The sequence below is a fragment of the Pseudomonas sp. AO-1 genome (assembly GCF_019775695.1).
GTDB lineage: Bacteria > Pseudomonadota > Gammaproteobacteria > Pseudomonadales > Pseudomonadaceae > Aquipseudomonas > Aquipseudomonas parakoreensis.
Genome location: NZ_CP079947.1, coordinates 3,909,215 through 3,936,138, shown reverse-complemented (window position 1 = coordinate 3,936,138; position 26,924 = coordinate 3,909,215). Strand labels below are relative to the sequence as shown.

General features: G+C 59.0%; 17 protein-coding genes. 7 read left to right on the top strand and 10 right to left on the bottom strand.

Annotated elements, in window-relative coordinates; translation table 11 throughout:
* The first annotated feature begins 6 nt into the window (after positions 1 to 6).
* The 3 genes from KVQ82_RS17940 to KVQ82_RS17930 all read left to right on the top strand — a co-directional run bounded on the left by KVQ82_RS17940 (position 7) and on the right by KVQ82_RS17930 (position 12,492).
* On the top strand, positions 7 to 11,562 hold the full coding sequence (locus KVQ82_RS17940; protein WP_222014962.1) for a filamentous hemagglutinin N-terminal domain-containing protein: 11,556 nt from the start codon (positions 7 to 9) through the stop codon (positions 11,560 to 11,562).
* A 6-nt stretch (positions 11,563 to 11,568) separates the two neighbouring features.
* Positions 11,569 to 11,973: a hypothetical protein gene (locus KVQ82_RS17935; RefSeq protein WP_222014961.1), complete on the top strand. Its 405-nt coding sequence runs from the start codon at positions 11,569 to 11,571 to the stop codon at positions 11,971 to 11,973.
* 210 nt (positions 11,974 to 12,183) lie between these two features.
* Complete coding sequence (locus tag KVQ82_RS17930; protein ID WP_222014960.1) at positions 12,184 to 12,492, top strand: hypothetical protein; 309 nt, start codon at positions 12,184 to 12,186, stop codon at positions 12,490 to 12,492.
* A gap of 91 nt (positions 12,493 to 12,583) precedes the next feature.
* Here the strand turns inward: KVQ82_RS17930 and KVQ82_RS17925 are convergent, their stop codons facing one another.
* Both KVQ82_RS17925 and KVQ82_RS17920 read right to left on the bottom strand, forming a co-directional pair.
* Positions 12,584 to 13,627 carry an LLM class flavin-dependent oxidoreductase gene (locus KVQ82_RS17925; protein ID WP_222014959.1) on the bottom strand — a complete coding sequence of 348 codons (1,044 nt, stop codon included), beginning with the start codon at positions 13,625 to 13,627 and terminating at the stop codon, positions 12,584 to 12,586.
* 63 nt (positions 13,628 to 13,690) lie between these two features.
* The gene (locus tag KVQ82_RS17920; RefSeq protein WP_003225754.1) at positions 13,691 to 14,176 is read right to left on the bottom strand and encodes a flavin reductase family protein; all 486 of its coding nucleotides are present in this window, start codon (positions 14,174 to 14,176) and stop codon (positions 13,691 to 13,693) included.
* A gap of 324 nt (positions 14,177 to 14,500) precedes the next feature.
* Between KVQ82_RS17920 and KVQ82_RS17915 the strand changes: the two genes are divergently transcribed.
* Both KVQ82_RS17915 and KVQ82_RS17910 read left to right on the top strand, forming a co-directional pair.
* Positions 14,501 to 15,922, top strand: coding sequence for a cytosine permease (locus KVQ82_RS17915; RefSeq protein ID WP_222014957.1), 1,422 nt, complete (start codon positions 14,501 to 14,503; stop codon positions 15,920 to 15,922).
* 299 nt (positions 15,923 to 16,221) lie between these two features.
* The gene (locus tag KVQ82_RS17910; RefSeq protein WP_007960451.1) at positions 16,222 to 17,322 is read left to right on the top strand and encodes a polyamine ABC transporter substrate-binding protein; all 1,101 of its coding nucleotides are present in this window, start codon (positions 16,222 to 16,224) and stop codon (positions 17,320 to 17,322) included.
* A gap of 94 nt (positions 17,323 to 17,416) precedes the next feature.
* Here the strand turns inward: KVQ82_RS17910 and KVQ82_RS17905 are convergent, their stop codons facing one another.
* From KVQ82_RS17905 to KVQ82_RS17890, 4 genes are all read right to left on the bottom strand, one after another.
* A complete protein-coding gene (locus KVQ82_RS17905; protein ID WP_222014956.1) occupies positions 17,417 to 18,394 on the bottom strand; it encodes a TerC family protein in 978 nt (325 codons plus the stop codon).
* A gap of 289 nt (positions 18,395 to 18,683) precedes the next feature.
* On the bottom strand, positions 18,684 to 19,157 hold the full coding sequence (locus KVQ82_RS17900; RefSeq protein WP_108182449.1) for a hypothetical protein: 474 nt from the start codon (positions 19,155 to 19,157) through the stop codon (positions 18,684 to 18,686).
* Positions 19,158 to 19,380: 223 nt separating this feature from the next.
* A complete protein-coding gene (locus KVQ82_RS17895; protein WP_222019423.1) occupies positions 19,381 to 21,093 on the bottom strand; it encodes an amidase in 1,713 nt (570 codons plus the stop codon).
* A gap of 139 nt (positions 21,094 to 21,232) precedes the next feature.
* Positions 21,233 to 22,021, bottom strand: coding sequence for a helix-turn-helix domain-containing protein (locus KVQ82_RS17890; protein ID WP_108182450.1), 789 nt, complete (start codon positions 22,019 to 22,021; stop codon positions 21,233 to 21,235).
* Positions 22,022 to 22,106: 85 nt separating this feature from the next.
* Here KVQ82_RS17890 and KVQ82_RS17885 point away from each other — a divergent pair, with 85 nt between their 5' ends.
* Positions 22,107 to 23,105 (top strand): bile acid:sodium symporter family protein, encoded by a 999-nt coding sequence (locus KVQ82_RS17885; RefSeq protein ID WP_222014946.1) that lies wholly within the window; start codon positions 22,107 to 22,109, stop codon positions 23,103 to 23,105.
* Positions 23,106 to 23,200: 95 nt separating this feature from the next.
* On the opposite strand, the gene KVQ82_RS17880 is transcribed toward KVQ82_RS17885, so the two are convergent.
* The gene (locus KVQ82_RS17880) at positions 23,201 to 23,395 is read right to left on the bottom strand and encodes a PLDc N-terminal domain-containing protein (RefSeq protein ID WP_041062599.1); all 195 of its coding nucleotides are present in this window, start codon (positions 23,393 to 23,395) and stop codon (positions 23,201 to 23,203) included.
* A 54-nt stretch (positions 23,396 to 23,449) separates the two neighbouring features.
* Positions 23,450 to 24,064, bottom strand: a complete 615-nt coding sequence (locus tag KVQ82_RS17875; protein WP_086790923.1) for a response regulator transcription factor — start codon at positions 24,062 to 24,064, stop codon at positions 23,450 to 23,452.
* A gap of 114 nt (positions 24,065 to 24,178) precedes the next feature.
* Between KVQ82_RS17875 and KVQ82_RS17870 the strand changes: the two genes are divergently transcribed.
* Positions 24,179 to 25,804, top strand: coding sequence for a hybrid sensor histidine kinase/response regulator (locus KVQ82_RS17870; RefSeq protein WP_222014944.1), 1,626 nt, complete (start codon positions 24,179 to 24,181; stop codon positions 25,802 to 25,804).
* A gap of 1 nt (position 25,805) precedes the next feature.
* On the opposite strand, the gene yecR is transcribed toward KVQ82_RS17870, so the two are convergent.
* The gene (gene yecR / locus KVQ82_RS17865; RefSeq protein WP_041062589.1) at positions 25,806 to 26,114 is read right to left on the bottom strand and encodes a YecR family lipoprotein; all 309 of its coding nucleotides are present in this window, start codon (positions 26,112 to 26,114) and stop codon (positions 25,806 to 25,808) included.
* 31 nt (positions 26,115 to 26,145) lie between these two features.
* Positions 26,146 to 26,460, bottom strand: a complete 315-nt coding sequence (locus tag KVQ82_RS17860; protein WP_041062586.1) for a hypothetical protein — start codon at positions 26,458 to 26,460, stop codon at positions 26,146 to 26,148.
* Positions 26,461 to 26,924: the final 464 nt, after the last annotated feature.

Genomic DNA, 26,924 nt, shown 5'->3' with positions numbered 1-26,924 from the left:
ATCGACATGGATGTTCGTCAGTTCGCCTTCCTTGCAGGCCAGCCTTCTGCGGCCGTAAAAAAACGTGAGTCGTTCCTGGGCATGCCCAAACGCGGACTGGCGTTCCTGCTGGCGAACGTCATGTTCTGGCAGCCGATGTGGGCGCAGGCCGACGGCATAGTCGTGGCCAACCCCAACACCTCGTTGGATCGGGCCGGCAATGGCGTGCCGATCATCAACATCGCCACGCCCAACGGCAGCGGGCTGTCGCATAACCAGTTCCACGATTACAACGTCGGCGCGCAGGGCGTCATCCTCAATAACGGCTCGGCGCAGACCTCGAACACCCAGTTGGCCGGCCACATCATCGGCAACCCGAACCTGAAAAACAGTGGCTCGGCGCAAGTGATTCTCAACGAAGTCATCAGCGGCAACCCGAGCCAGTTGCGCGGTTACACCGAAGTGGCGGGGCAGTCAGCGCGGGTGATCGTCGCCAACCCGTATGGCATCACCTGTAATGGCTGCGGCTTCATCAACGCGCCGCGCGTGACGCTGACTACCGGTAAGCCGGTGCTGGATGGCGCGGGGCGGCTGGATCGTTTTCAGGTTGATCAGGGCAGCGTCGCCATCGAAGGCGCCGGCCTCAACGCCAACAACGTCGACCGCTTCGAAATCATCACCCGCAGCGCGAAGATCAACGCCGAAATCCAGGCGCAGAACCTGACGATTGTTGCCGGGCGCAACGACGTCAATGCGCAGACCTTGAACGCCACGGCCCGTGCCGATGACGGCAGCAGCAAACCGCAACTGGCGATTGACTCCTCGGCACTCGGCGGCATGTACGCCGGGGCGATCAAACTGGTGGGCACCGAGGCCGGGGTCGGGGTGAAGCTCGACGGCAAACTGATCGCCAGCGGTGGCGATATTCAGCTTGATGCCAATGGTCAATTGAGCCTGGTTGATACCTCGGCGACCGGTGCGGTCAACGTCAAGGCGGCCAGTCTCGATGCGCGCGGGCCGGTGTATGCCGGTACCGCGTTGAATGTGCAGACCCAGGGCAACCTGATCAACCGCCAGACACTCGCCGCCCGCGACAGCATCGCCCTTAGTGCCGGCGGTCAACTGACCAACGCCGGCGTCATTGAGGCCGGGGTCAACGCCGACGGCAGCCGCAACGCCAACGGTGATCTGAGCCTGAATGCGCAGTACCTCGACAACAGCGGCAAGAGTCTGGTGGCGAGCCGCAATCTCACCGTCAGCACCGCGCAAACCCTGAACAACCAGGGCGGTACGCTCAGCGGACAAACCACGGCGATCACGGCGGGCACGCTGGACAACCGCAACAGCGGCCGCGTGCTCGGTAATGCGACGCTGAACGTCACCGCCAATCAGCTATTCAACACTCAAGGGGTGATCCATAGCTCGGGCAATCTGACCGGTAGTTTCGGTCAACTGGACAACAGCAACGGCGAGTTTTCCAGCAGCGGCGTCACCCGGCTCAACGCGGCAACGGTGAACAACCGCAGCGGTCAGATCCTCGGCGATCTGGGGCTGAATATCGACCTCAGCGGCGCGCTGGACAACCGTGATGGCGTGCTCGGCTCCGGCCAGTGGGTGAGTCTGCAGGCGGCCAGCCTGGATAACCGCGATGGCGGTGTGCTCGTCAGCGACGGTAGCCTGACCGTGCGTCTGCGCGGCGCACTCGACAACCGCAACAAAGGCGAGATCACCGCCAAGGGCGCCATCGATGCGCAAGCCGGCAGCCTCGACAACCGCGACGGCAAACTCATCGGTAAAACCACCCTGGCACTGCGCAGCGATACCGCGGACAACCGTGCCGGCGTGATCCAGGCTGATCAGCAACTAACGCTCAACGTCGATCGCCTGGACAACCGCGACAAGGGCCAGATCACCGGCAAGTCCGGTATCGCTTACGCCGGTACACGTCTGGACAACAGCGGCGGACTCATCAGTGCGGTCGGTCCGGTCAGCCTCAACGCGGGCGAAGTGCAAAACGCCGCAGGTCGGATCTCCAGCCAAGGCGATCTGACTGCGGCCATCGGGTTGCTGCAACAGCAGGGTGGTGCGCTGGTCGCTCAGGGCAATCTGAGCCTGACCGGCAAGACGCTCGACAACCGCAATGGCGGTCTGGTCGGCAACACAAAAGCGCTGACCCTGACTGTCGACGACATCGACAACCGTAACGGCGAAATCTCCAGCAGTCTGCTGCTGAACATCAAGGGCCAGCGCCTGGACAACAGCGACAGCGGCAAGCTGCTGGCCGGCACCGATCTGGGCCTCGCCGTGGTGGAACTGATCAACCTGAATAAAGGCCTGATCAGCGCCAAGGGCGCAACCACGCTTACTGGCAGCAGCCTGGATAACAGCGGCGGTCGCCTCAACAGCCTCAACGGCCTGGTGATTACCCTCGACGATGCCCTGATCAACGCGCAGGGCACTATCAGCAGCGAGGGCACGCTGACGGCCAATCTCGGCCGATTCGACAACAGTGCCGGTAGCCTGAGCACAGCCGGCGTCTTGTCGGTAACCAGCCGTGGCCTGGTACTCAATCGGGCGGGTTCGATCGGCACCGACAACACGTTGACCCTGACCAGCGCCAGCCTCGATAACAGCCAGAAAGGTTTGATCAGCGCCAAAGGCGCCAGTCATGTCGATACCGGCGACTTCGACAACAGCCTGGGCGGCAAACTCACCAGTGAAGCGTCTCTGACGCTCAAGGCCGCTCAGGTCAACAACGCCACTGGCCGGATTGCCAGCCAGCAAGCGTTGAACGTATCGGTCACCGGGCTGGATCAGCAGGGTGGCGAGCTGTTCAGCAAGGCAGACCTGACCCTTGATCTGAACAACGGTCAGTTGAACAGCCAGAACGGTTTGATCAACGCGCCCGGCACGCTGCTGCTGAAAAACCTCAATGGCGTGAACAACCACAGCGGCGAAATCTCCAGCCAGCAAGCATTCACCCTCGCGGCCAATGACCTGGACAACAGCAACGGCAAGTTGATCAGCCAGCAAGGGCTGACGCTGCGCATTGCGGCAGCGCTGAATAACCTCAAAGGCGTGATTTCTGCGGCGGCACTCGATAGCCATTCCGTGAGCCTCGACAACCAGGATGGCTTGATCAGCAGTCGCGGCCCACTGGTGCTGACCACCAACAAGACCTTGAACAACCAGTCCGGCACTCTCATTGCCGATGGTGAACTGATGCTGACCGCCGATACGCTGGTCAACCAGCAGGGCAGCATTGCCGGCAAGTCCGATGCGTCCATTCAGGTAAAAAGCCTGAACAACCAGGACGCTCAACTGATCGCCACCGGTGTGCTCAAACTCAGCGCCGAGACCCTCGACAATCGCCACGGTGGCTTGCTCGGTTCGACCAAGGCCATGACCCTGACGGTCGATGAACTGGACAACCGTGGCGGTGAAATCACCACCAACAGCGATCTGCTGCTGACCGGTAAAAGACTCGATAACAGCGATGGCGGCAAGGTTTTCACCAGCAAGGCACTGACGCTTACGGTCGATCAGTTGCTCAACCGCAACAAAGGCCTGATCGATACGGGCACGCTGCTGAAGCTCCAAGGCCATACGCTGGACAACAGCGGCGGTGAGTTGCTCAGCCAGCAGGACACGCTGCTGAACCTCAGCGGCGACTTCACCAATCACCTCGGTAAAGTCAGCAGCGAAGGCGCGCTGACCGTCACTTCCGCGCAACTGAGCAACACTGGCGGCAGCCTGTCCAGCGCTGCAGATCTCACCCTCGACAGCACTGGCAAGGTCGATAACCAAGGCGGGCGGATCGTCACCGATGGCCTCCTCGTGCTCAAAAGTACCGGTCTGGATAACCGGCAGAAGGGCACCGTCAGCGGCAAAGGCGCGGTCACGGTCGCGACCGGTGACTTCGATAACAGCAGCGGTTCGCTGAGCAGCGCCGACACGCTCGATCTCGTCGCCGGCCAGGTCACCAACAGCGATGCCGGCAGTATCGGCAGCCAGGGCGCACTGACCGCGTCGGTGACAGGCTTCGATCAACAGGGCGGCAAGCTGCTCAGCAACACGCGCTTGAGCCTGGACCTGAACCACGGCCAGTTGAACAACATCAACGGCGTGATCAGCGCGCCCGGCACTCTGCTGCTCAAGCAACTCAACGGTGTCAACAACCAGGGCGGCACGATCTCCAGCACTGAAGCGTTCACCCTGACCGCGCAGAGCCTGGATAACAGCAACGGCAAACTCCTGAGCAATCAGGGGCTGACCCTGCGCATTGCCAATGCGCTGGACAACGTCAAGGGCCTGATCGGCGCGGCGTCGATTGATGCGCGGGCAGGCAGCCTGAACAACAGCGGTGGCAGCCTGGTCAGCCGTGGCGATCTTGAACTCACGGTCGATGGCCTGCTGCGCAACGATGCCAGCGGCCTGATCAGTGCCGCGCAGGCGCTGAACATCAGCAGCGCCGATCTGAATAACCAAAGCGGCACGCTGCTGGGTGTCAGCGCGGTCACGCTCAATGCGATGGCGCTGAACAACCGCGACAAGGGTTTGATCAACAGCAAGGGCAACCTGACGCTGACCGCGACCGGTCTGGATTCCAGCAATGACGGTGAAGTCTCCGCGGCGGGTGACATCGGTCTCACCCTGACTTCGTTGACCCAGAACGGCGGACGCCTGTTGGGCGACCAAGCCGTCACGCTGGACCTGGCCAACGGCGACCTCGACAACCAGAACGGTCTGCTCACCGCCAAAGGCCCGCTGACCCTCAAGCGCCTGCGCGACCTGAACAACCAGCGCGGCGAGATCTCCAGCAACCTGAGTTTCGACGTCATCGCTCGTGCCGTGAACAACAACGCCGGCAAGTTGATCAGCGGCGAAAAATTCTTGCTGCGTGGCACCTCAATCACCAACCAGAAAGGCTTGCTGTCCGGCTGGCAAGGGTTGAGCGTCAGCGGCAACAGCCTCGACAACCGCGACAGCGGCACACTCTCCAGCAAGCTCGGCGATGTCGCGGTCGAGCTAAAAGACGTGTTTCTCAACAGTGGCGCCGGTGCACTGGTTGCCGAGGGCAGCCTGACCGTCAAGGCGGGCAGCCTCGATAACAGCAACAAAGGCATTCTGAGCAGCGGAGCAGGGCAGAGCCTGACGCTAAGCGGCGCGCTCAATAACAGTCAGGGCGGCTTGATCGCCAGCGACGGTGCGCTGGATCTGCTGAGCATGGCGCTGACCAACGTCGGCGGCGCGATCAATGCACAGCAGGCGATCACTGCCACGGTTTCGCGACTGGACAACAGTGGCGGCCAGATAGCCAGTAATGACGCAATCAGCTTTAACCTCAGCGGCGACCTCAACAACAACGGTGGCCGACTGGCTGGCGCGGGTCCGATGCTGATCAAAGGCGTGACCGACCTGAGTAACCAGAACGGTCAACTCGCCAGCCAGAAAAACCTGGAGCTTTCGACCGGCTCGCTGGACAACAGCAACAAGGGCACCATCGCCGCCAGGGATCTGTTGCAGATCACCGCCAGCGGTGCAGTACGCAACAATGCTGACGGCTTGATCTACAGCCAGAACGCTGCCCTGCAACTGAAGGCGGCGAGCCTGAACAATGGCAAAGGCGCGCTGCAAAGTAAAAACGGCCTGACCCTCGATGTCAGCGGCGACCTCGACAACCAGAGCGGCAAGGTCATCGCACAAAACGGAGGTGTGAGCATCAACGCCGCCAACATTGATAACCGCGGCGGCATCCTGTCCAGCATCAAGGGGGCGCTCGAAACACGTACGGTGGGGGTGCTGCGCAATGGCTTCGACCTCAATAACAACCATCAGGGCGGCATCATTCAGGCACAGGGTCTGAAGCTGTCGGCACTGGCCGGGCTGGACAACAACGGCGGGCGAATCTCCGCGCAAGCGACAGAGGCGAACATCACCACAGCGGGATTCGATAACCGCAACGGTGTGCTTTATGCCAAAGGTCTGGTGAGCGTCAGCGGCACCAGCCTGGACAACGGCGCCGGGCAGATCGCCGGCGAGCGCATCGACTTCGGCCTCAGCGGCGCACTGAACAACGTTGCGGGTGTCATTGAAAGCAACACGCAACTCACCGTCAAAGCGGCCAGCGTCAACAACCAGAATGGTCGTCTGCGTTCGCTGGGCAACTGGGGCAAGACCGATTTGCAGATCGGCGGCCAACTCGACAACCGCAACGGCGTGCTGGAAACCGCAAACACCGACATGACCGTCAACGTTGGCAACTTCCTCAATGACGGCGGGCAACTCAACCACGTCGGCCGCGGCAAGTTCGAAATCGCCACGGCCAATGTGATCGGTGCGGGTGGCAGCATCACCACTGGTGGGCTGCTGGAACTCAATGCCGATACCTGGAACAACTCCAGCGTGATTCAGGCCGGAACCTTGAATGTCAATGTCCGGCAGTTCAGCCAGAGTGCCAACGGCAAATTGCTGGCCTCGGATGTGTTGCAGGTGCGAGGCGGCAACTGGACCAACGACGGCTTGATCGCCAGTGATGGCTTGATCGACATGCAGTTGAGCGGCGGCTACAGCGGCAATGGCCGACTGTCGAGCCAGCGTGGGACCTACCTCTCTGCTGCACAGATGAACATCGGCGCGAGCGGCAGTTTTGCCGCGGGTGCGACCTCGACCATCAGTGTGGGCGGGGCCCTCATCAACTCCGGGCGCATCACTTCCGGCGAAGACCTGACCGTCAATGCCGGTAGTGTGACCAACTACGGCACCTTGGGTGCGGCGCAGAACCTGAACATCAACACGTCTTCGTTGCTTAATGATCGCGGGCTGATATTCAGCGGCAACGACATGACGCTGAGTGTGGGCAATCTGACCAACCAGAACGGTGATTTCTACGGGTTGGGGAATGTGACCATCAAGGGTTACGGGACCGCACAGGCTAGTCAGGTGTCGAACCTGTCCGGTTCGATGGAGAGCGGCAAGACCTTCAAGATTGACGCAGCCAACTTCGCCAACCGCACCTCGGGAGACGACGGTACGCAGAGCTTCGCCCTGAATCGTAAGCTAGTTTCCGGATTCATCGGCGTTCAGTGCGGCGACTGTTCCGGTGGCACCTACGACGTCAATCTGATTGCCCACGAAGTCTTCGAAGGCGGGCAGGACAATGACACCACGGCTTCGTCGTTGCTGACGGCTGGTGGCGATTTCATCTTTAACGGCGGTGAATTCCTCAACAGCAAAAGTACGCTCAGCGCTTCCGGCAACATCACCATCAACGCCAACAATATGCGGAACGTCGGTGCGGTGAGTGGCAGCATCGAACGCACCCGAATCTTCCGTACCGGCGCGATCGACTCGGGCTCGTTCAATGTCTTTATGCCTGAGGTGGTGGCGTACAACCAACGCAATAACCCTGACTTTCCGAACGTCTATTACATCGATGGAACCGGGAACTTTGCTCAAGGCGTCGTTACCTCGGCAACGGGGCGGGAGCCCGGCCACGATGGTGGTCTGACCCGAGTGGTCGTGATCAAGGATTCGGTAACAAACAAGTCGGTGGGCGACCTCACCCTGTCCGGTTATTCCTGGGGTAACACCAGTCCGCAATCGCAATTTGATCCGAATAACCTGGTCGACATGCCGACCAGACTGCAGGGCTTCACACTGACCTCTGACAAAGAAGTCGCCACTGACGGCACCAGTCCAGTCGCGGGTCGCAACGCGGTCATTCAGGCCGGCGGCAATGTCTCGATCACCGCTACCAAGGAACTGCAGAACAGCGTGATCCACGAGGATTACGGCTCTACCGGCGGTACCAATAAAGTTGGCAACACCAACGTCGGCAACACCGGCACCACCGTTATCCGCATCAACAGCCAACTGCCGCCGGACCTCGCCCAACAGCAGGTCAACCCGCTGTCCCTGCCAGGCTTCTCCCTGCCAACCGGGGAGAATGGTCTGTTCCGCTTGAGCGGGCAGGGCGCCGCTGATACCGCGCCAGTCGCCGCGACCGGCCCGGCGCCAACCTGGACCGTAGGTGGGCAAACCGTCACTACCGAGGCACACGTAGTAGCCGGAAGCAGCGGCGGCCCGCGCAATCTTTTCATTGATGCACCGCCCGCAGTCTCCGACAGTACGCGCGCAGTGGATACGTTCCACCGCACCCCGAGTGTCGTGCAGGCCGTGGCCAGCACGGTCGACGTCAACGTGCCGGTGAAACCCGCCGGCCCGGGCATGAAAGACCGTGGCAACGACGCCATGGAGTCGATCGACACCCGTCCGGTGACCCGCGTCACCGGTCTGCCGGACACCAAGGCGCCGTCCAGCGCGCACAAATACCTGATCGAAACCAACCCGGTGCTGACCGACCTCAAGTCGTTCATGAGCTCCGACTACCTGCTGGAAAAACTCGGCTACGACCCCGACCAGAGCGCCAAGCGTCTCGGCGACGGCCTCTACGAACAACGCCTGATCCAGCAAGCCGTCACCGCCCGCACCGGCCAGGCGTTCATCGACGGCCAGACCTCCAACGAGGGCATGTTCAAGTACCTGATGAACAACGCCATCGCCAGCAAGGATGCACTCAACCTGTCGGTAGGCGTCGGCCTCACCTCGCAGCAAGTCGCCGCGCTGACCCACGACATCGTCTGGCTCGAAGAGCACGAAGTGAACGGTGAGAAAGTGCTGGTGCCGGTGGTTTATCTGGCGCAGGCCAATGGTCGTCTGGGTCCTACCGGGGCGCTGATTGCCGGTAATGATGTGACGCTGATTGCCGGTGAAAACCTGGATAACGTCGGGACGTTGAAGGCGACGAATAATCTGTCGGCGACGGCGGGCAAGGATCTGGTCAACAGTGGAGTGATCGAAGCGGGCAACCGTCTTGATCTGCTGGCGACCAACAATATCGTCAACAAGTCCGGCGGGATCATCACCGGGCGCGACGTGAACCTGACGACTCGCACCGGGGATGTGATCAACGAACGGACCATCACCTCGTCCGACAACAGCACCCGATTCGGCACCCAGCATCATGACTACGCCGACAACGCCGCACGGATCGAAGCGGCAAATGACCTGACCGTCAAAGCGGCCAACGACATCAACATCACCGGTGGCGTGATGAAAAGCGGCCAGGACATGGTCCTGAACGCCGGGCGCGACATTAACGTGTCGTCGGTGCAAGTCACCAACAGCGTGTTCCATGACGATCGGCACAACAGCAGCGACATCACCCAACTGGGTGCTGATATTGGTGCTGGGCGTGACTTCAAGGCTGATGCGAGTCGTGATCTCACAGTCATCGCCAGTCAGATCGACGCCAAGCGTGACCTTGCGATGTCAGCCACCGAAAACCTGACTGTTAGTTCGGCTGCTGATGAAGAACATTCTTTATCCAAGAATAAGAAAGTTACCCGTCAGGAAGATCACGTCAGCCAGGTCATGTCCGGTATTACCGCAGGCGGTGATGTGGCGTTGGCTGCGGGCCAGAATCTTGCGGTGATCTCTAGCCGCATCACCTCAGGGGATGAGGCTTATCTGGTGGCCGGGGATCGTATCGATATCCTTGCCGCGCAGGACACGGATTACTCGTTGTATGACATGAAGAAAAAGGGCAGCTTCGGCAGCAAAAAAACCAAGCGCGACGAAGTCACTAGCGTCACTCATGTCGGCACTGAAATCACCACAGGTGGAGACCTGATTTTGGTCAGTGGTGGTGATCAGCGCTATCAAGTGGCGAAGCTTGATAGCGGTAACAACCTGATGGTGCAAAGCGGTGGTTCCGTGACCTTTGAAGGGGTAAAGGACCTCAAGCAGGAAAGTCACGAAAAAAGCAGTAGCAGCCTGTCTTGGAACTCCATGAAGGGTAAAGGACACACCGACGAAACTCTGCGACAAAGTGAATTGACCGCAGAGGGGAATCTGGTGATCAGAGCTGTCGATGGCCTGAAGATTGATATCAGGCAAATCGATCAGAAAACGGTGAGTCAGACCATCGAGACAATGGTGCAGGCTAATCCGCAGTTATCTTGGTTGAAGGACGCCGAGCAACGCGGAGATGTGGATTGGCGCAAGGTGCAGGAGGCTCATGAGAGCTTCAAGTACAGCCACTCGGGACTTGGTCAGGGTGCGATGTTGGCGATCATCATCATCGTGACCGCATTGACTGCGGGTGCAGCAAGTGCCGCTGTAGGTACGGCGGCTGGAGCGACGGCAGGGTCGGGAACCGCCATGGCGGCTGCAGGAACGTCGCTTGCAGGCACGGCGACCGCCGCCGGTTGGGCGAATATTGCTGCAACTGCTGTGTTGACGTCTGCTGCCAGTGGCGCAGTGATCAGTACGATCAATAATGGAGGGAATCTGGGAGCAGTTATCAAGGATGTCACTTCAACCGACAGTCTGAAAAACTATGTAGCGGCTGGGGTTAGTGGTGGCATTGCGGGTCAGGCTATTGGTGTTCGATTGGCGGTTAATTCGGCACTGAAAACTGTTGTCAACGGTGGGAAGTTCAAGGACAACTTGAGTCAGGCGATAATCGGCCTGGCGGCAGATGCCTTGAGCGGTGCCATTTACGAAAAAGTCGGTGATAGCCTTCTTGGCAGTGGTTTACCAACCAAAGTCGCCGTGCATGCGATTGTCGGTGGATTGATCGGTGAAGCTGCCGGTGGAGACTTTGCAACCTCCGCATTGGCTGCCGGCGCGAACAAGGCACTCATTGACTTAGCCGGGGAGAAAATATTCCCGGGTGCCGCGCACGATCAAGTATTGGCCATGACCTCTCAACTGCTGGGCATGACGGTAGCTGCCGCAGCGGGAGGAAGCGATAAAGATCAACAAGTTGCAGGATGGGTGGCACAGCAGGCTACAGCTAATAACTACTTGACCCATGCGCAGAAAGAGGCCATTTCCAAGCAGTTGGAAGAGGCGTGTGGGAAGGATGTGCAATGTCAGGAAAATGAGCTGAGCAAGTGGAAGCCTATAGCCGACAGCCAGAATGGTTTCAATGAGGCTGAGCAGGCTCAATTTGACCAGGCTAGCAAGACCCTGGGAGATAAGTTGCTGCTGAATTGTCAGTCGGAGTTCTGTAAGGCTTTCACTTTAGTCAGCGTAAAAATGGCGAACCTGAGCTGCGGCACTATCTCGTGTTTGCGGGAAACAGCCGGAGAAACTCAAAAGTCGCAATACCTGCTTCAAAGGCAATGGGGTAAGCTTTTTCTTGATGCGTTAGGAGATGGTGGCGCCATCGCGGGTGCGATTCTCCCAGTCCTTACGGCCTCCAAGGCAGTGGGGGGGGCAGAAACAATTATTGATGTCGCAGGTGGTGCAAAAGGTAGTCTCCCAGAAATCAAGATGGTTGATGGTTTCTACCAGGCGGAAGGAACTCCTTTCAAATTCTCAGAGTATTACTACAATCGCTTATGGTCGACTGGGCGTGGGGCACCTTTTGTTCAGGCGGATGAGGTCCTGAAAACAGCAACAACGGTTACGCCGGATAGGATGGCAGGGTTCTTTCGTTATACGAATGGCTCGATGGAGATGGTTTATAATCCTGTTACTAAAGAAGTTTGGCATCTTCAACCTTTAAGGTAGTTAAGAATGTGCGAAATCACCATGCGTATTGTTTATTTTCTGTTTGTGCATCAGAAGGGAAGGCGGCTTTCTGCTTTAGAATTCTGCATAAATTATATTGATGGGGAATTGACTTTTTCAGAAGATTTTTTACGCAACGAGCCTGCAATGTACGAGCAGCTCTTCTCTTTAGAATGTAAGGGGTATGTACTTGATTTGCTTGAAAAAATGATGGGTAAGATGAAAGTGTTAAGATTTGAGGAGTCAGGAGAGGTCTTGGATGGATTGGAGTTCGTTCAGAATGTTGGCGCTACAGCATTGTGGAAGTTTAATTGTAATTTAGATTCTGAGGTAGAGAGCTTTGTTAGGGAGTTCGATCGATTGGATATTGTTGAGGAGAGGAAAAGATTGTATTCATTAGCGCAAGCTTAATGATGCAAGCGCTATCGAGCGAGCAGGGGGTAAGTGGGGACAGATCATGTTTAAGAAGAGTAAATGGGATAATAAATGGGGACAGATCACGGTTGGAAAGCACTCGGAAAATGTGGTCTGTCCCCGTTAACCACATTAGCCCAGCCCCCCGTTAACCCAACTTTTCGGGTGCGCAGGACGTTTGGGGTCATATCGTTAAAAGAACTGTCGATGCCTATAACAAGTAAATCAATAATCAGCTGGCTATTTAAATACCATGACTGGGTGGGGGTGGGGTTATTACTCGCAGCACTACTCAATGGATACTTTCAGTTCAATGGCAGTTGGGGGCGTTTTTTTACGGTACTTGCTGTTCAGTTATGGTTTGCTCAAGGTGTTTATAACTATTTAAGAGGGGCAACGGTTGTCATTGCACCCGGTGGATTGGGCAGGGGTGCTGACCCCGCCGGGCGGGCGGTATTGGCAAGTTTTGCGTTCTTTTTATATGCGATATTTTTCTTTGCGGATTATCAATACTGAATTGTTGATTGCAAAATTTCCTTTGATATTCGAACTGTTTCGGAGACACCTATAAAAAACCGGGCTAATGCCCGGTTTTTTACAAGTCAGCTCAGCCAAACGCCGGCACCACATCCCTGATAAACAACTCCAACGACTTCTTCTTCTCCGCATGCGGCAGACTGTTGTCACACCAGAAACTGAACTCATCCACCCCCAGTTCCTGGTAGTACTTGATCCGCGGAATGATCTCCTCTGGCGTACCGATCATCGCCGTCTTGTGCAAACTCTCCAGCTCAAACTCTGGACGCCCGGCAAACTTCTCTTCCGGGCTCGGAGCGAGGAAGCCATTGACCGGCGTTTCCTTATTGCCGAACCACGCATCAAACGTGCGGTAAAAACGCGAGATGGCTTTCGCACCGACTTTCCAGCCGTCCGGATCGTCAGCCGAATGCACGTGGGTGTGACGCAGCACCATCAGTTGCGGACGCGGGACGTCGGGGTTGTTGTCCAGCGCGGTCTGGAATTTGTTCTTCAGGTCGACGACTTCTTCATCACCTTTCATCAACGGCGTGACCATCACGTTGCACCCGTTGGCCACGGCGAAATTGTGCGAATCCGGGTCGCGGGCGGCGATCCACATGGGTGGATTCGGCTTCTGAATCGGCTTCGGCACGCTGGTGGAGGTGGGGAATTTCCAGATGTCGCCGTCGTGGGCGTAGTCGCCTTGCCACAAAGCGCGGACTACGGGGACCATTTCGCGCAGGGCCTGACCGCCGCTGGAGGCGGGCATGCCGCCCGCCATGCGATCGAATTCGACCTGATAGGCGCCACGGGCCAGGCCGACTTCCATGCGTCCGTTGCTGATGACGTCAAGCAGCGCGCATTCACCGGCCACCCGCAGCGGATGCCAGAACGGCGCGATGATGGTGCCGGCGCCGAGGTGAATGGTGGTGGTTTTGGCAGCGAGGTAGGCCAGCAGGGGCATCGGGCTGGGCGAGATGGTGTATTCCATCGCGTGGTGTTCGCCGATCCATACGGTGCTGAAGCCACCGGCCTCGGCCATCAGGGTCAGTTCGGTCAGGTCTTCGAACAGTTGGCGGTGGCTGACGCTTTCGTCCCAGCGTTCCATGTGGATGAACAGGGAAAATTTCATGACGCTTCCTCGGATCTTTTATTGTTGAGGCTACAAAGCTGTGTGGGAGGGCTGAAATCTTGCTCAGGCCAGAACGGGCAGGGCGCCCATCTTGCCGTGGCAATACACCAGCGGCCCGGTGTGCTGCTCCGGGACGATCAGGTTCTTCACCGCGCCGACCATGATCGCGTGGTCACCACCTTCATATTCGCGCCACAACTCACACTCGATGATAGCCGTCGCATTGGCCAGGATCGGGTTGCCCAACTCGCTCAATGTCCACTCGATGCCTTGCGCTTTGTCCTTGCCTTTGCGGGCGAAGGCGTAAGCCTCGCTCTGTTGGCCGCCGGACAGGACGTGGATCGCGAAGCGCTTGTTCTTGATCAGCACAGGATAGGAGTCGGAACTGTAGTTGGGGCAGAACAGCACCAGCGCCGGGTCCATCGACAGTGAACTGAAGGCGCTGGCGGTGAGGCCGACGATCTGGCCGTCATCGTCCAGCGTGGTGATGACAGTGACGCCGGACGGAAACGAGCCCATGACTTGTTTGTAGATGGCAGCATCGATCATTGAACGATCCTCGGGTGTTGTGACGCGATTTTTATATGTTTGTTGGTCTGATGGTATACCAGTATTTTTTCTTTGCAAGGGCTTTTCGGCTGAACCGATAAACGTGGTGCTTTCGTCGGAAACTCAGCGTTTATTGAGCTCTCGGCTGGCCTGCAGGCCGCAGAATCAGTGAGGATAACGGATCAGATAGCGCCTTGAACTACGGATCAGTCTTGTGAAATGTTTGGAATACCATAATATGGTCTTCATCTGAGGGGCGGCCGCAGAGTCCCCCCGGTTTGGCTTCATACAAAGATAAGAACAGACAAACTCGAGTTCATGCATATGTCCCAGATGTCCCGGCAAGATCCGTTGATCGAAAATCACACGGTCGACTACGTCCCACTCGCGGAACGCCACGGGAAGGCCCGCGACCTTTTCACCTTATGGTTCAGCACCAACATCGCGCCACTGCCCATCGTCACCGGCGCCATGGTGGTTCAGGTGTTCCATCTCGACTTGCTCTGGGGGCTGCTGGCGATTGCGCTGGGGCACCTGATCGGCGGCGTGGTGATCGCGCTGGCGTCGGCACAAGGCCCGCGCATGGGCATTCCGCAAATGGTCCAGAGTCGCGGTCAGTTCGGGCGTTACGGCGCATTGTTGATCGTGTTTTTTGCGGCGCTGATCTACATCGGTTTCTTCATTTCCAACATCGTGCTTGCCGGTAAATCGATTGTCGGCATTGCGCCGTCGGTACCGGCGCCGCTGAGCATTCTGATCGGCGCACTGGCGGCCACGGCGATTGGCGTGATCGGCTACAACTTCATCCACACGCTGAACCGCATCGGCACCTGGGTGATGGGCAGCGCGCTGCTCGCCGGTTTCATCTACATCTTCTCCCACGACTTGCCGGCAGACTTCCTGACGCGCGGCAGCTTCAATCTGTCCGGCTGGTTGGCGACGGTGTCGCTGGGGATCATCTGGCAGATCAGTTTCTCGCCGTACGTGTCTGACTATTCGCGTTATCTGCCGGCGGATATCGGCATCGCCAAACCGTTCTGGGCCACTTATCTGGGCGCGACGCTGGGGACGATTTTGTCTTTCAGCTTTGGCGCCGTGGCAGTGCTGGCGACCCCGGAAGGCACCGAGGCGATGGCAGCGGTCAAGCAGTCCACCGGTTGGCTGGGGCCGATTCTGATGGTGTTGTTCCTGCTCAATATCATTAGCCACAACGCGCTGAATCTGTACGGCGCGGTGCTGTCGATCATCACCTCGATCCAGACCTTCGCCAGCCAGTGGACGCCGAGCATCAAGGTGCGTGTAACGTTGTCGAGCATGGTGCTGGCGGCTTGCTGCGTGGTAGCGCTGGGTGCCTCGGCGGATTTCATTTCGCAGTTCATCGGGCTGATTCTGGCGTTGCTGCTGGTGCTGGTGCCGTGGGCGTCGATCAATCTGATCGACTTCTACCTGATCAAGCGCGGCAGCTATGACATCAGCTCGATTTTCCGCGCGGACGGCGGCATTTACGGGCGCTTCAATCTGCACGCGATCATTGCCTATTTCATCGGGATCATTGTGCAACTGCCGTTCGCCAATACGTCGCTGTACGTCGGGCCGTACGCCAATCTGGTCGACGGTGCAGATCTGTCGTGGCTGTTCGGCCTGGTGGTGACGGTGCCGTTGTATTACTGCCTCGCCACGCGCGGGCAGACGCAGAAGCAACGTGGCGAGGGGATTTATCCCCGATCGGCTGCGAAGCAGTCATGAAATCAGCGAGTGCGGCCCCCCTTTGAGATACAAAGGGGGCCGCTTCGCGTTCCATCGGGGATAAATCCCCTCACCACAAGTGATGTTTCCTTGGACCTTGTGCATTCCAGCGGTCATTCAAATTGGCCATTTCGATCCCCTTTTGGCCCATCACCCACTGTGCCGCGACCCCGCGGTCGGCAAGAATCAAAGCCACAACAAAACGCTGGACTTTACTTGCCCTTGGCTACCTTTACAGCCGCTGCCGTGTACAGAACATAAAAACCATCGATCTCACGTCGCATTTCGGGGAAACAACCATGGTCACGATGAAACGCATTCTGGGTGCCACCGTGTGTGGGCTGACGCTGCTGGCCAGCGCGGTACACGCCGAGCAGCGCGAGCTGCGGGTCTACAACTGGGCGGATTACATCCTGCCGTCGGTGCCCAAGGATTTCGCCGCAAAGACCGGCATCAAAGTGACCTGGGACACCTTCGACACCAATGAATCGCTGGAAGCCAAGTTGCTCACCGGCAACTCCGGCTACGATCTGGTGGTGCCGTCGAACCAGTTCATCGACACCCAGATCAAGGCCGGGGTGTTCCAGAAACTCGACAAGTCGAAACTGCCGAACTGGAGTCACCAGGATCCGGCGCTGCTCAAACTGCTCGACGCCAATGACCCTGGCAACCAGTACGGCGTGCCCTACATGTATGGCACGGTGCTGATCGGCTTCAACCCGGCCAAGGTCAAGGCCGCGCTTGGCGACAACGCGCCGGTCGACAGCTGGGATCTGGTGTTCAAGCCGGAAAACATGGAGAAGCTCAAATCCTGCGGCGTGGCGATGCTCGATTCGCCGTCGGAAATCCTCCCGCTGGCCCTGCATTACTTGGGCCTCGACCCGAACAGCCAGAACCCGGCCGACTATGAAAAGGCCAAGGACCTGATGCTGAAGATTCGTCCGTACGTGACATATTTCAACTCGGCCAAGTACATGACCGACATCGCCAACGGCGATATCTGCGTGGCCATCGGTTACTCCGGCAGCTTCTATCAGTTCGGCAACCGTGCGAAAGAGGCGGGCAACGGTGTGGTGGTCGACTGGCGTTTGCCGAAGGAGGGTGCGCCGATCTGGTTCGACACGTTCGCCATTCCGAAGAGCGCGAAGAATGTCGAAGAGGCCCACGAATTCCTCAACACCTTGCTCGATCCAAAAGTCATTGCGCCGATCAGCGACTTCCTCGGCTACCCGAACGTCAACAAGGACTCGATGCCGCTGGTGAACAAAGACATCACCGCCAACCCGAACCTGACGCCAACGCCTGAAGCCCTGAAAACCCTCTACGTCGTCCAGCCCCTGCCGCAAAAACTCGAACGCGTACGCACCCGGGTGTGGACCAGCATCAAGTCCGACAAGTAACCGCCTCCTCTCCTGTAGGAGCTGCCGCAGGCTGCGATCTTTTGATCTTGTTTTTCAGGAAGCAAAATCAAAAGATCGCAGCCTGCGGCAGCGCCTACAGGGATTGAGTTTGGTCTTCCTTGCGGGTGACGATCAGGCTCAACACCACTGACCCCAGAATCACCCCGCCGACCACCGCCAGCGACCATTCCACCGGCATGTGAAACCACGGCATCAGCGTCATCTTGCCGCCGATGAACACCAGCACGATCGCCAGTCCGTACTTGAGCAGATGAAAGCGGTCGGCCATGTCTGCCAGCAGGAAATACAACGCCCGCAGGCCCATGATCGCGAAGATGTTCGAGGTGAACACAATAAACGGGTCGGTGGTGACTGCGAAAATCGCCGGGATGCTATCGACCGCAAACATCAGGTCGCTGGCCTCGATCAGCACCAGCACGAGGAACATCGGCGTGGCCCAGCGTACGCCGTTCTGCAGCACGAAAAAGCGCTCGCCGTGAAAGCCCTGCGTGATTCGCATGTGCCCGCGCACCCAGCGCAGTAGCGGGTTTTTGTCGAGATCCGGTTGCTGCTCGGCGAACATCAGCATCTTGATCCCGGTGATGATCAGGAACACCCCGAAGGCATACAGCAGCCACTCGAACTGCGACACCAGCCACACCCCGGCGAAGATCATCGCTGCGCGCATCACGATCGCCCCGAGCACGCCATACAGCAGCACCCGGCGTTGCAGTTCCGGCGGCACCGCGAAGTAGCTGAAGATCATCACGAAGACGAACATGTTGTCGATCGACAGCGACTGCTCGATCAGATAACCGGTGAGGAATTCCAGGGTCTTGCGCTGGGCAATGTCGGCGCCGAACTCGCCGTGCAGATACCACCAGAGCAACCCGGCGAAAGCGAAAGCCAGCGCACACCAGGCAATCACCCAACAGGACGCTTCCCGCACTGAAACGCGGTGCGCCTTGCGTCCGCCAAAAACGAACAGGTCCAGTGCAAGCATGGCGAGGACGAAGACGATAAACGCGCCCCACATCCATGGTTCGCCGATGTTGATATTGTCAGTTGGCATGGCGGGCTCCCTGGCTTTATGTCGTTGGAGATAGACCGGGACATGCTAGCGAGGAGTGAGTGCCAAGGAAAAATCGTATATTCCTGAGATAAAGTTCGATAAAAACGAAGTGTCTGGCGTTTTTTTGCAGCAGGCGTCTTTGCAAGGGCAAGCGGCATTGATGCGTGAATGCGAGAGAAATTTCAACGTGAGTTAATTTGAAAGGTGGAGCTGCCAAACACTGCGGGCAGGCACTTACCCGTTTGGCATTGATGTGTGTTTGCAACCAGCTTTCCTATTGCTGAAAGTTTTAAAGAGGGCCCGTCGCCAGTAGTTCTAATGTGCCCTTTACTTTGTAGGATTTTTCGCCGGACTCTATTTCAAAATTAAAATCTGCGAATATTGATTCTTTTATGTTGTCTCGCAGAAGTTTGATTTCGCCGTTGCCACCATGAAGCCACCCTCCAGTGGAAATGACGCTGGCAAGTACATGGCTTCCTTCACCTTTCTTAATCGGATATGTGCCGCTTTGGAGTTTGCGACCAAAGATAATGGCTATTTGGTAGAAATCGTCTTGTGTATGATATCGCCCAATGGCACTGACTGATTCGTCGGTCAGGGAAGCATAAATAAACACGTTCGGCTCGAACCTCGGAATGGGCGGAAAATCAGGGGTGAATGTCGCCTTGTAGTATTTGTCAAGCGGCTGTTGTTTTACTTTGATAGGTAATGGCTTCAAGTTTTCATCGACGCCAAGTTGTTTAAATAGATTGGCATTGCTCATGGTCTGCGTTCCTTTAGTGATTAGCGATTTCGCGGATTTTCTAAATGGAAAGTCCATCGAGCGAGAACGTTACTCGCGGTCCTGTTCGACCGCTACTGTCAGAACTGTCAGTTGTCAGGCACGGGAGGGTATGTTGAAGGGGTATTGACGCAGAGATGAGCGACAGGCCATTGCAGCCGAGAGCGGATTGAGACCCTTTCGAGCCTCAATCCAAACCTCCTTGTTACTTGCCGGTAGTCAGCGCCGGAGTGCGCGGCGGCACCTGACGCTTGGAGCCGGTCGCCTCGAACGCCGAGGCCAGGCGCAGCAGGTTCGAGTCATCGTAGGCGCGACCGGCGAAGGTCAGGCCGACCGGCATACCGATGTCGGCCATGATCCCCATTGGCACAGTGACGGTCGGCACGCCGAGGTGACGGATCGCCAGGTTGCCGTTGGCAACCCAGATGCCGTTGCTCCAGGCGATGTCCGCCGATTCCGGATTGATATCGGCATCTGCTGGGCCGACGTCAGCGTTGGTCGGGAACAGCACCGCGTCGAGTTTCAGCGTGTCCATCCAGTCTTCCAGATCGAGCTTGCGGGTCTTTTCCAGGCCGCGCAGGCCGTCCGGCAGAGTCGGAATCTGATCCCACGGGGTGATGCCGCGCTCGGCCATGCGCACGTATTCGTCCATGCCGGCGGCCAGGTCGCCCTCACGGTTGGGCAGGGTGCCGGGGTCGTGCGGGAAGATCTTCGGCCCGTCGACATCGGCCAGGCGATTGAGCTTCGGATCGCCGTTGGCGCGCAGGAAATCGTCGAAGGCCCAGGCCGACAGGTCCCACAGTTCGTGGTGCAGGAACTCCTTGGAGACGATGCCGCGATTGAACACGGTCGGCGTGCCCGGACGGTCGCCTTCGCAGTTGGAGACCAGCGGGAAATCCACTTCGATGACTTCGGCGCCGGCCGCTTCCAGAGCCGCGCGGGCCTGCTTCCACAGGTCGATCACCGAAGGGCGGGTGTTGATGCGTTGCCCGGTCGGGCCGCCGATGCCCGGCGCTTCGCTGGTGCCGGCTTCAGGGTCGGCATTGATGTACATCTTCGGCACACCGAGGCGTTTGCCGGCCAGTGCCGCGGGTTTCACTGCCAGTTCGGCGTAGGACGCCGGACGCACCGAGGCGACGCTCGGGATCGGCACCCACGGCTGCAGGCGCCACAGGTCGCCACGGGTGTCGGGGTCTTCCGCGACGACCACGTCGAGCACTTCAAGCAGATCGGCCATGGTGCGGGCGTATGGCACCACCACGTCCATGGTCGGCGTCAGCGGCCAGTTGCCGCGTACCGAAATCACGCCGCGCGACGGCGTGTAGGCGCACAAACCGTTGTTCGACGCCGGGCCGCGACCGCTCGACCAGGTTTCTTCCGCCAGGCCGAAGGCCGAGAAACTCGCGGCGGTGGCGGTGCCGGCGCCGTTGGACGAGCCAGAGGCAAACGGCGCGGTCAGGTAGGCCGCGTTGTACGGACTTTCGGCCCGGCCATAGACGCCACGCTGCATGCCGCCATTGGCCATCGGCGGCATATTGGTCTTGCCCAGGCAGATCGCCCCGGCGGCGCGCAGGCGTTCGATGGTGAAGGCGTCGCGATGCGCCACCAGATCGGCGAAGGCCGGGCTGCCGGAGGCGGCGGTCAGACCCTTGACCAGATAGCTGTCCTTGGCGGTGTAGGGGATGCCGTCGAGCGGGCCGAGGGTTTCGCCCTTGGCCCGGCGTGCATCGGACGCCTGGGCTTCGGCCAGTGCTTGGGGATTGCGCACCACCACGGCATTCAGTGCGGTGGCGGTGTTCGGGCCGTCGTAGGCGTCGATCCGGGCCAGATAGGCCTGCACCAGTTCAACCGCGGTGGTTTGGCCGGCTTCTAGCGCCGCGCGTAATTGAGCAATGGAGACTTCAGTGACTTCGATCATGCTGTTACCGCCGACAGGTTCGCTAAAGGGTTGGGTCATTAGGGTTATCGTCGAAATACGTGAAGCATTTCGTATGGGCGAAACTCTACCCTGAACTTTGCCGAATGGCATGTGCTAATTCGATAAATATCGACAAAAGTCAGCGAAAAAATTCGCCCGGCGTCTCGCCGAACTGCTGACGGAACGCGGCGATGAACGCCGACGTCGAGTCATAACCGCAGGCCAGCGCCACGTCGGTGACCCGTTCGCCGCGTTCCAGCGGGGTCAGCGCACCCAACAGACGCAAGCGTTGACGCCAGGCGCGGAAGGTCAGGCCGGTGTCGCGTAAAAACAGGCGGCTGAGGGTTTTTTCGGTGACACCGAATTTTTCGCTCCAATGGTTCAGTGTGGTCTGCTGTTCCGGATGTTGCTCCAGACTTTGATAGATCTGCCGCAGACGGCTGTCCTGCGGCAGTGGCAGCATCAGGTCGATCTGCGGCGCCTCGGCCAGTTGATCGAGGATCACCTGGGCCAACCGGCCATGGGCGCCGCTCTCGTCGTATTCCACCGGCACCAGACTGAAGGCGCGAATCAGCTCGCGCAGCAGGTCGCTGACGCCCAGCACATGACAGCGCTCAAGCGCCCAGCCGGCCACGCTGCAATCGATATACAGGCTACGCATTTCCGTGTGCGGCGAGCTGAACACTCGGTGCGGCACGCCCGCCGGAATCCACACCGCACGCTCTGGCGGCGCGACGAAACGCCCGACGCTGGTCTGCACCTCAAGCACGCCCTGAATCGCGTACGACAATTGCACCCACGGGTGACTGTGACGTCGGGTCAGCGCGCGATTGGGCAGCGATTCGGTGCGCCCGTACAGTGCACGTGGCAGGCTCGGCAGCCCGGGAATGCTGCGCCGGAAGCTTTTCTCGTGTCCTTTAGGCGGCATCTGTTGGCTCTTCGGCGTTAGTCGGTAATTTCTGCTCACGTTAGAGTCGCAGTCACGTACTGGCAACCCCCGGATGAACAGACCCATGACCCGACCAAGATTCCTGCCCGACAACTTCACCCTGACCCTGATCGGCGTCGTGCTGCTGGCCAGTTTCCTGCCGGCCAGCGGTCAGGTCGCGGTCGGGTTCGGCTGGCTGACCAACATCGCCATCGCGCTGCTGTTTTTCCTGCATGGCGCCAAGCTCTCGCGTGAGTCGATCATCGCCGGTGCCGGCCACTGGCGCCTGCACCTGTTGGTGTTCGGCCTGACCTTTGTGCTGTTCCCGCTCCTCGGTCTGGCATTGAAACCGCTGCTGTCACTGCTGATCGGCGACAAGCTGTACATGGGCATGCTCTACCTTTGTGCGTTGCCGGCCACCGTGCAGTCGGCGATTGCTTTCACTTCGCTGGCCCGGGGCAATATTCCGGCGGCGATCTGCAGTGCGGCGGCATCGAGCCTGTTCGGGATCTTCCTCACGCCGTTGCTGGTGACGCTGCTGCTGAACGTGCACGGTGACGGCGGTTCGACCGTCGATGCGATTCTGAAGATCAGCGTGCAACTGCTGCTGCCGTTCATTGCCGGGCAGATCGCTCGCCGCTGGATCGGTGCGTGGGTCGGACGCAACAAGAACTGGCTGAAGTTTGTCGATCAGGGTTCGATTCTGCTGGTGGTGTACGGCGCGTTCAGCGAGGCGGTCAACGAAGGCATCTGGCACCAGATTCCGCTGGTCGATCTGTTGGGGCTGGTGGTGGTTTGCTGCATCTTGCTGGCGCTGGTTTTGCTGGCGTCGACCTTGCTGGGCAAGGCGTTCGGTTTCAGCCAGGAAGACCGTATCACCATTCTGTTCTGCGGTTCGAAGAAGAGTCTGGCCACTGGCGTGCCGATGGCGCAGGTGTTGGTTGCCGGCAGCACGATTGGCGTGTTGATCCTGCCGCTGATGCTGTTCCATCAGATTCAATTGATGGTCTGCGCAGTGCTGGCGCAACGTTACGCGAAACGGCCGGAGTCGGTGCCGGAGTTGATGGCGCAGGTTGATCCGTAAAACTCCGCTTCCCTGGTAGGAGCTGCCGCAGGCTGCGATCTTTTGATTTTAAAAGATCGCAGCCTGCGGCAGCTCCTACAGGGGATTGTGTTGTATCAATCCTGCGTAACGTGTTTCGGGCCGGCCAGTGCCCAGGCAATCAGGCCAAACAAGGGCAGGAACACGATGGCGATAATCCACACGCCTTTATTGCTGCCTTTGCCTGCGCTCTTGCGCACCCTGTTGATCGCCCACAGTTCAATGATCACAAGAACGACGGCGAGTACGATCCAGACGGGTTCAATTTGCATGGGCTACCTCCTGATGGTCTTTCAGTTAGGTGAGCCCAAGCGCGCAGGGTTCATTTAAATTGCGCCACTGCCTCCCGAATACTTCACCGCAGCGGCTGCCCGCGACGGCACATTGAGCGTGCGCAACAACGACGACACATGGATGCGCACGGTGAACGGCGAGATATCCAGCTCGCGGGCGATTTCCTTGTTGGTCTTGCCTTGGGCGATCAACCGCAACACGTCCTGCTGACGCGGGGTGAGGGCGGTGCCGGTCTCCAGCGGCAGCAGCCCGGACGGCGCGAACCTGACCAGCACTTCGCCTTCGCGGATCGCCAGAATCGCCTGGCCGATCTCATCCGGGGCGATGTTCTTGCCGATGAAGCCGTCGATGCCGGCCGCCATTACTTCGCCGATCAGTGTTTCGTCGTCGACCATCGACACCACGATCAATGTGGTGCGTGGCAGTTTTTGGCGCAGCGCGGCGAGTTGGCTGATGCAGGTCAGGCCGGGGAAACGCAGGTCGAGAATCAGCGTGTCCGGCTCGTTGCCGGCGGGCAGCAAGGCCAGCACGGCGTCGAGATCGCCGGCCTCCTCGATAGTCGCCTCGGGCAGCAGGCGCTGCACGGTGCGCCGCATGGCTTCGCGAAACAACGGGTGATCGTCGGCTATGATGATTCGGCCGGTCATGGCGTGACCCTCCCTGGATCAGGCGTGGTTTACGGCATGCACCTTAGCACCGCAGACGCGGATTGCCTGCTGGCCGGTGCTGATTCTGACGACTGTCGCACAAGGACGTTGCCCATGAAGTTCGAAAAAAACACCGAGCTGGATCAGGCCAATCTGCGCATCATCATCGCCAGCATTGCCATGGTTTACATTGGCGTGCTCGGTGTCTTGCCGGGTCAGCGCTTCGCTACCTATCTGCCGGTGGTGGTCTACATCGCGCTGTTTCTGCTGGCGTCGATTGGCTTGCGCCAGGCCATTGCGCGCTGGCCCGGGCATTACCCGGCGCGGCGGATTTTCGGCATGGTCCACGATTACACCGGCACCTGTTTCGGCCTGGTGCTCGGCGGTGAAGCGGCGTTGCCGCTCTACGCGGTGATCATCTGGGTCAACCTCGGTAATGGCATGCGCTATGGCTCGCGCTACCTGGCGATCGCCACCGGGTTGGCGCTGCTGGCGTTGCTGGCGGTTTATCGCTTGACGCCGGTGTGGCAGGCGCAACCGTACATGGTGCTGATGTTGATGCTCACCAGCACGGTGATTCCGTTCTACGCGCACTTGCTGCTGGAGCGCACGCGCAAGGCCTCTGAAGAAGCCGTCGCAGCCAATCTGGAAAAGTCGCGTTTTCTCGCCCAGGCCAGCCACGATCTGCGCCAGCCGATTCACTCCATCGGTCTGTTCACGGCGTGCCTGCGTGAATCGCGGCTGGGTGAGCAGGAGCGGCAACTGGTCGACAACATTGACCGATCGCTGCTCAACGTCTCGCAGTTATTCCGTTCGATTCTTGACCTCTACACCCTCGACAACGGGCGCGTCCTGCCCAGGTTGCAGGTGTTCAATCTGGGCGAGTGGCTGGCCGACCTGGTCCGCCAGAACGCCGAAGCCGCGCGCTGGGCCGGTGTGGAATTGCGCCTGCGCCCGTGCCGACACTGGGTGCGGAGCGATCCGGCGCTGCTTGCGACCATGGTGCAGAACGTGCTTTCCAATTGCTTCAAATACGGCGCGCAACGCCCGGTGCTGATCGGCGTGCGCAAACGCGGCGCCGGGCTGGCCATCGTGATTCATGACCGCGGCAACGGCATTGCCGAGGAGCATCTGCCGAAAGTGTTTGAGGAGTTTTATCGGGTGCGTCAGGTGCGTGACAAGGACGTGGAAGGCGTCGGCCTCGGGCTGTCGATCGTCAAGCGTCTGGGGCAGTTGATCGGCGTCGATGTGGCCTTGCGCTCGCAGCTTGGGCGCGGCACGGCGGTCTCCCTGTATGGCTTGCCGGTGGCCGTGGCGCCGCAGTTGCCGGCCATGCGTGACGATGTGCGGCAGGCCGGCCTGCTGACCGGGCTGAAGGTGTGTCTGGTGGAGGATGATCGCAACGTCTTGCTGGCGACCTCGGCGCTGCTCGAACGCTGGGGCTGCGTGGTGCAAGGCGAGTTGAGCGGGCAGGGGCTGGTCACCGATTGCGACATCATCGTCGCCGATTACGATCTGGGTCCACATTCCACGGGCATCGAGTGCATTGACGAGGTGCGGCGCCAGCGGGGTTTTGCGGTGCCAGCGATGATCATTACCGGGCATGACATCGAGAAAATACAGGCGGCCTTGCACGACCGCCAAATTGCCATCCTGTCCAAACCGGTACGCCCGGCCGAGCTGCGCGCGACCTTGCGAGCCCTGCGCGACCGGCAAACCGAACCGGTCGAACAGGTCTGACTCAACGCTTGCAGAGGTAGTCCTGAGTGATGGTGGTTTGCAGGCAGTTGTACTGGCCCATGGTGCGGCAGATGTTTTTCTCCGAACCGGTCACCTCGGCGTTCTTGTAACCCCAGGTCTTGCAGCGCTCCATCGCGACAGTCAGACCTTGCGCGGCGTTGGTCTGGCCGCTTTCGAACTGGCCCAGTTCGTAGGAAACCTGAACCACGCCGTCGTTCTTGCTGCCGCCGGTGGCTTCCCACTGTTTGGGCGTGGCGCAGCCGGTCAGGGCGAGGGCGGTGAGGGTGAGAGTAGCGATCAGGATTTTCATGATGAACGTCGTCCTTTACCGGAGAAATCAATTACTGAACGGGGATCGGTGAGGCACCTTTGGGCAGGCAAGACAGCGGCGGAGTCATGATGCCCATGCTCGCCACCGCGATAATCGCGCCGCTGGGCAACTCACAGTTGTACTCGCCGGCCGAGGTATACGCGGTGTAGTAGGTGAGGGTGCTGTCGCTGCGGATGTTGTCGATTTTCGACACCGGTTTGCCGATGACGGTCTGGGCCCGTTCTTTCATGCTGGCTTCGGTAGGTTTGGCAGTCTGGCAACCGCTGGCGCCCAGCATCAGGGCGCCGACAATGGCCACTTTGCACAGATTGGAATGCAGTTTCATGGTGCTTCTTCCTTGGTGTTGTTCTGATTTCCAGGCACAACGATCCCGCGCACTGCACAAAGGCAATGTTGGGGAACATCGGGGGTTGCGAGGGAATATAGCGCCGGTGGGCGGGGCGGTCGATTAGCACAAATGTGCTAGTGAGCCGTGAAGCCGATAGTCTTTTCGCTTCCTTGCAAGGGGGCGCAGAAAGGAAATCAATCTAAAAACACTCACCCATCAGCTGATGGCGTTTGCTAGCCTCAAAGGTGTAGGCGAAGACGCAGACTGATGCGCAAGCGGATAGCAAGGGGACGTGGGGCGCGTTCCGAAGGGTACACGGTTAGAAAGATCTCCGCGCTGAGATCCAGCCCTTATGCCGTGTGAGGCAGCAAAGCACCGTTCTTTTTCCATGGTTGCTTTTGTACTGTGAGAGGCCCGATAAACCTTGTAAGCCAGAGACCAGCACTGGCCGCCTACTCGAA

Bases quoted from the DNA above. Each gene is read 5' to 3' on its own strand.
- KVQ82_RS17875 (WP_086790923.1), bottom strand. From the start codon at position 24,064: ATGACCGGCCGAATCATCATAGCCGACGATCACCCGTTGTTTCGCGAA.
- KVQ82_RS17900 (WP_108182449.1), bottom strand. From the start codon at position 19,157: ATGAGCAATGCCAATCTATTTAAACAACTTGGCGTCGATGAAAACTTG.
- KVQ82_RS17925 (WP_222014959.1), bottom strand. From the start codon at position 13,627: ATGAAATTTTCCCTGTTCATCCACATGGAACGCTGGGACGAAAGCGTC.
- KVQ82_RS17885 (WP_222014946.1), top strand. From the start codon at position 22,107: ATGACCCGACCAAGATTCCTGCCCGACAACTTCACCCTGACCCTGATC.
- KVQ82_RS17860 (WP_041062586.1), bottom strand. From the start codon at position 26,460: ATGAAACTGCATTCCAATCTGTGCAAAGTGGCCATTGTCGGCGCCCTG.
- KVQ82_RS17920 (WP_003225754.1), bottom strand. From the start codon at position 14,176: ATGATCGATGCTGCCATCTACAAACAAGTCATGGGCTCGTTTCCGTCC.
- KVQ82_RS17870 (WP_222014944.1), top strand. From the start codon at position 24,179: ATGAAGTTCGAAAAAAACACCGAGCTGGATCAGGCCAATCTGCGCATC.
- KVQ82_RS17880 (WP_041062599.1), bottom strand. From the start codon at position 23,395: ATGCAAATTGAACCCGTCTGGATCGTACTCGCCGTCGTTCTTGTGATC.
- KVQ82_RS17895 (WP_222019423.1), bottom strand. From the start codon at position 21,093: ATGATCGAAGTCACTGAAGTCTCCATTGCTCAATTACGCGCGGCGCTA.
- KVQ82_RS17890 (WP_108182450.1), bottom strand. From the start codon at position 22,021: ATGCCGCCTAAAGGACACGAGAAAAGCTTCCGGCGCAGCATTCCCGGG.
- KVQ82_RS17930 (WP_222014960.1), top strand. From the start codon at position 12,184: ATGCCTATAACAAGTAAATCAATAATCAGCTGGCTATTTAAATACCAT.
- KVQ82_RS17915 (WP_222014957.1), top strand. From the start codon at position 14,501: ATGTCCCAGATGTCCCGGCAAGATCCGTTGATCGAAAATCACACGGTC.
- yecR (WP_041062589.1), bottom strand. From the start codon at position 26,114: ATGAAAATCCTGATCGCTACTCTCACCCTCACCGCCCTCGCCCTGACC.
- KVQ82_RS17910 (WP_007960451.1), top strand. From the start codon at position 16,222: ATGGTCACGATGAAACGCATTCTGGGTGCCACCGTGTGTGGGCTGACG.
- KVQ82_RS17940 (WP_222014962.1), top strand. From the start codon at position 7: ATGGATGTTCGTCAGTTCGCCTTCCTTGCAGGCCAGCCTTCTGCGGCC.
- KVQ82_RS17935 (WP_222014961.1), top strand. From the start codon at position 11,569: ATGTGCGAAATCACCATGCGTATTGTTTATTTTCTGTTTGTGCATCAG.
- KVQ82_RS17905 (WP_222014956.1), bottom strand. From the start codon at position 18,394: ATGCCAACTGACAATATCAACATCGGCGAACCATGGATGTGGGGCGCG.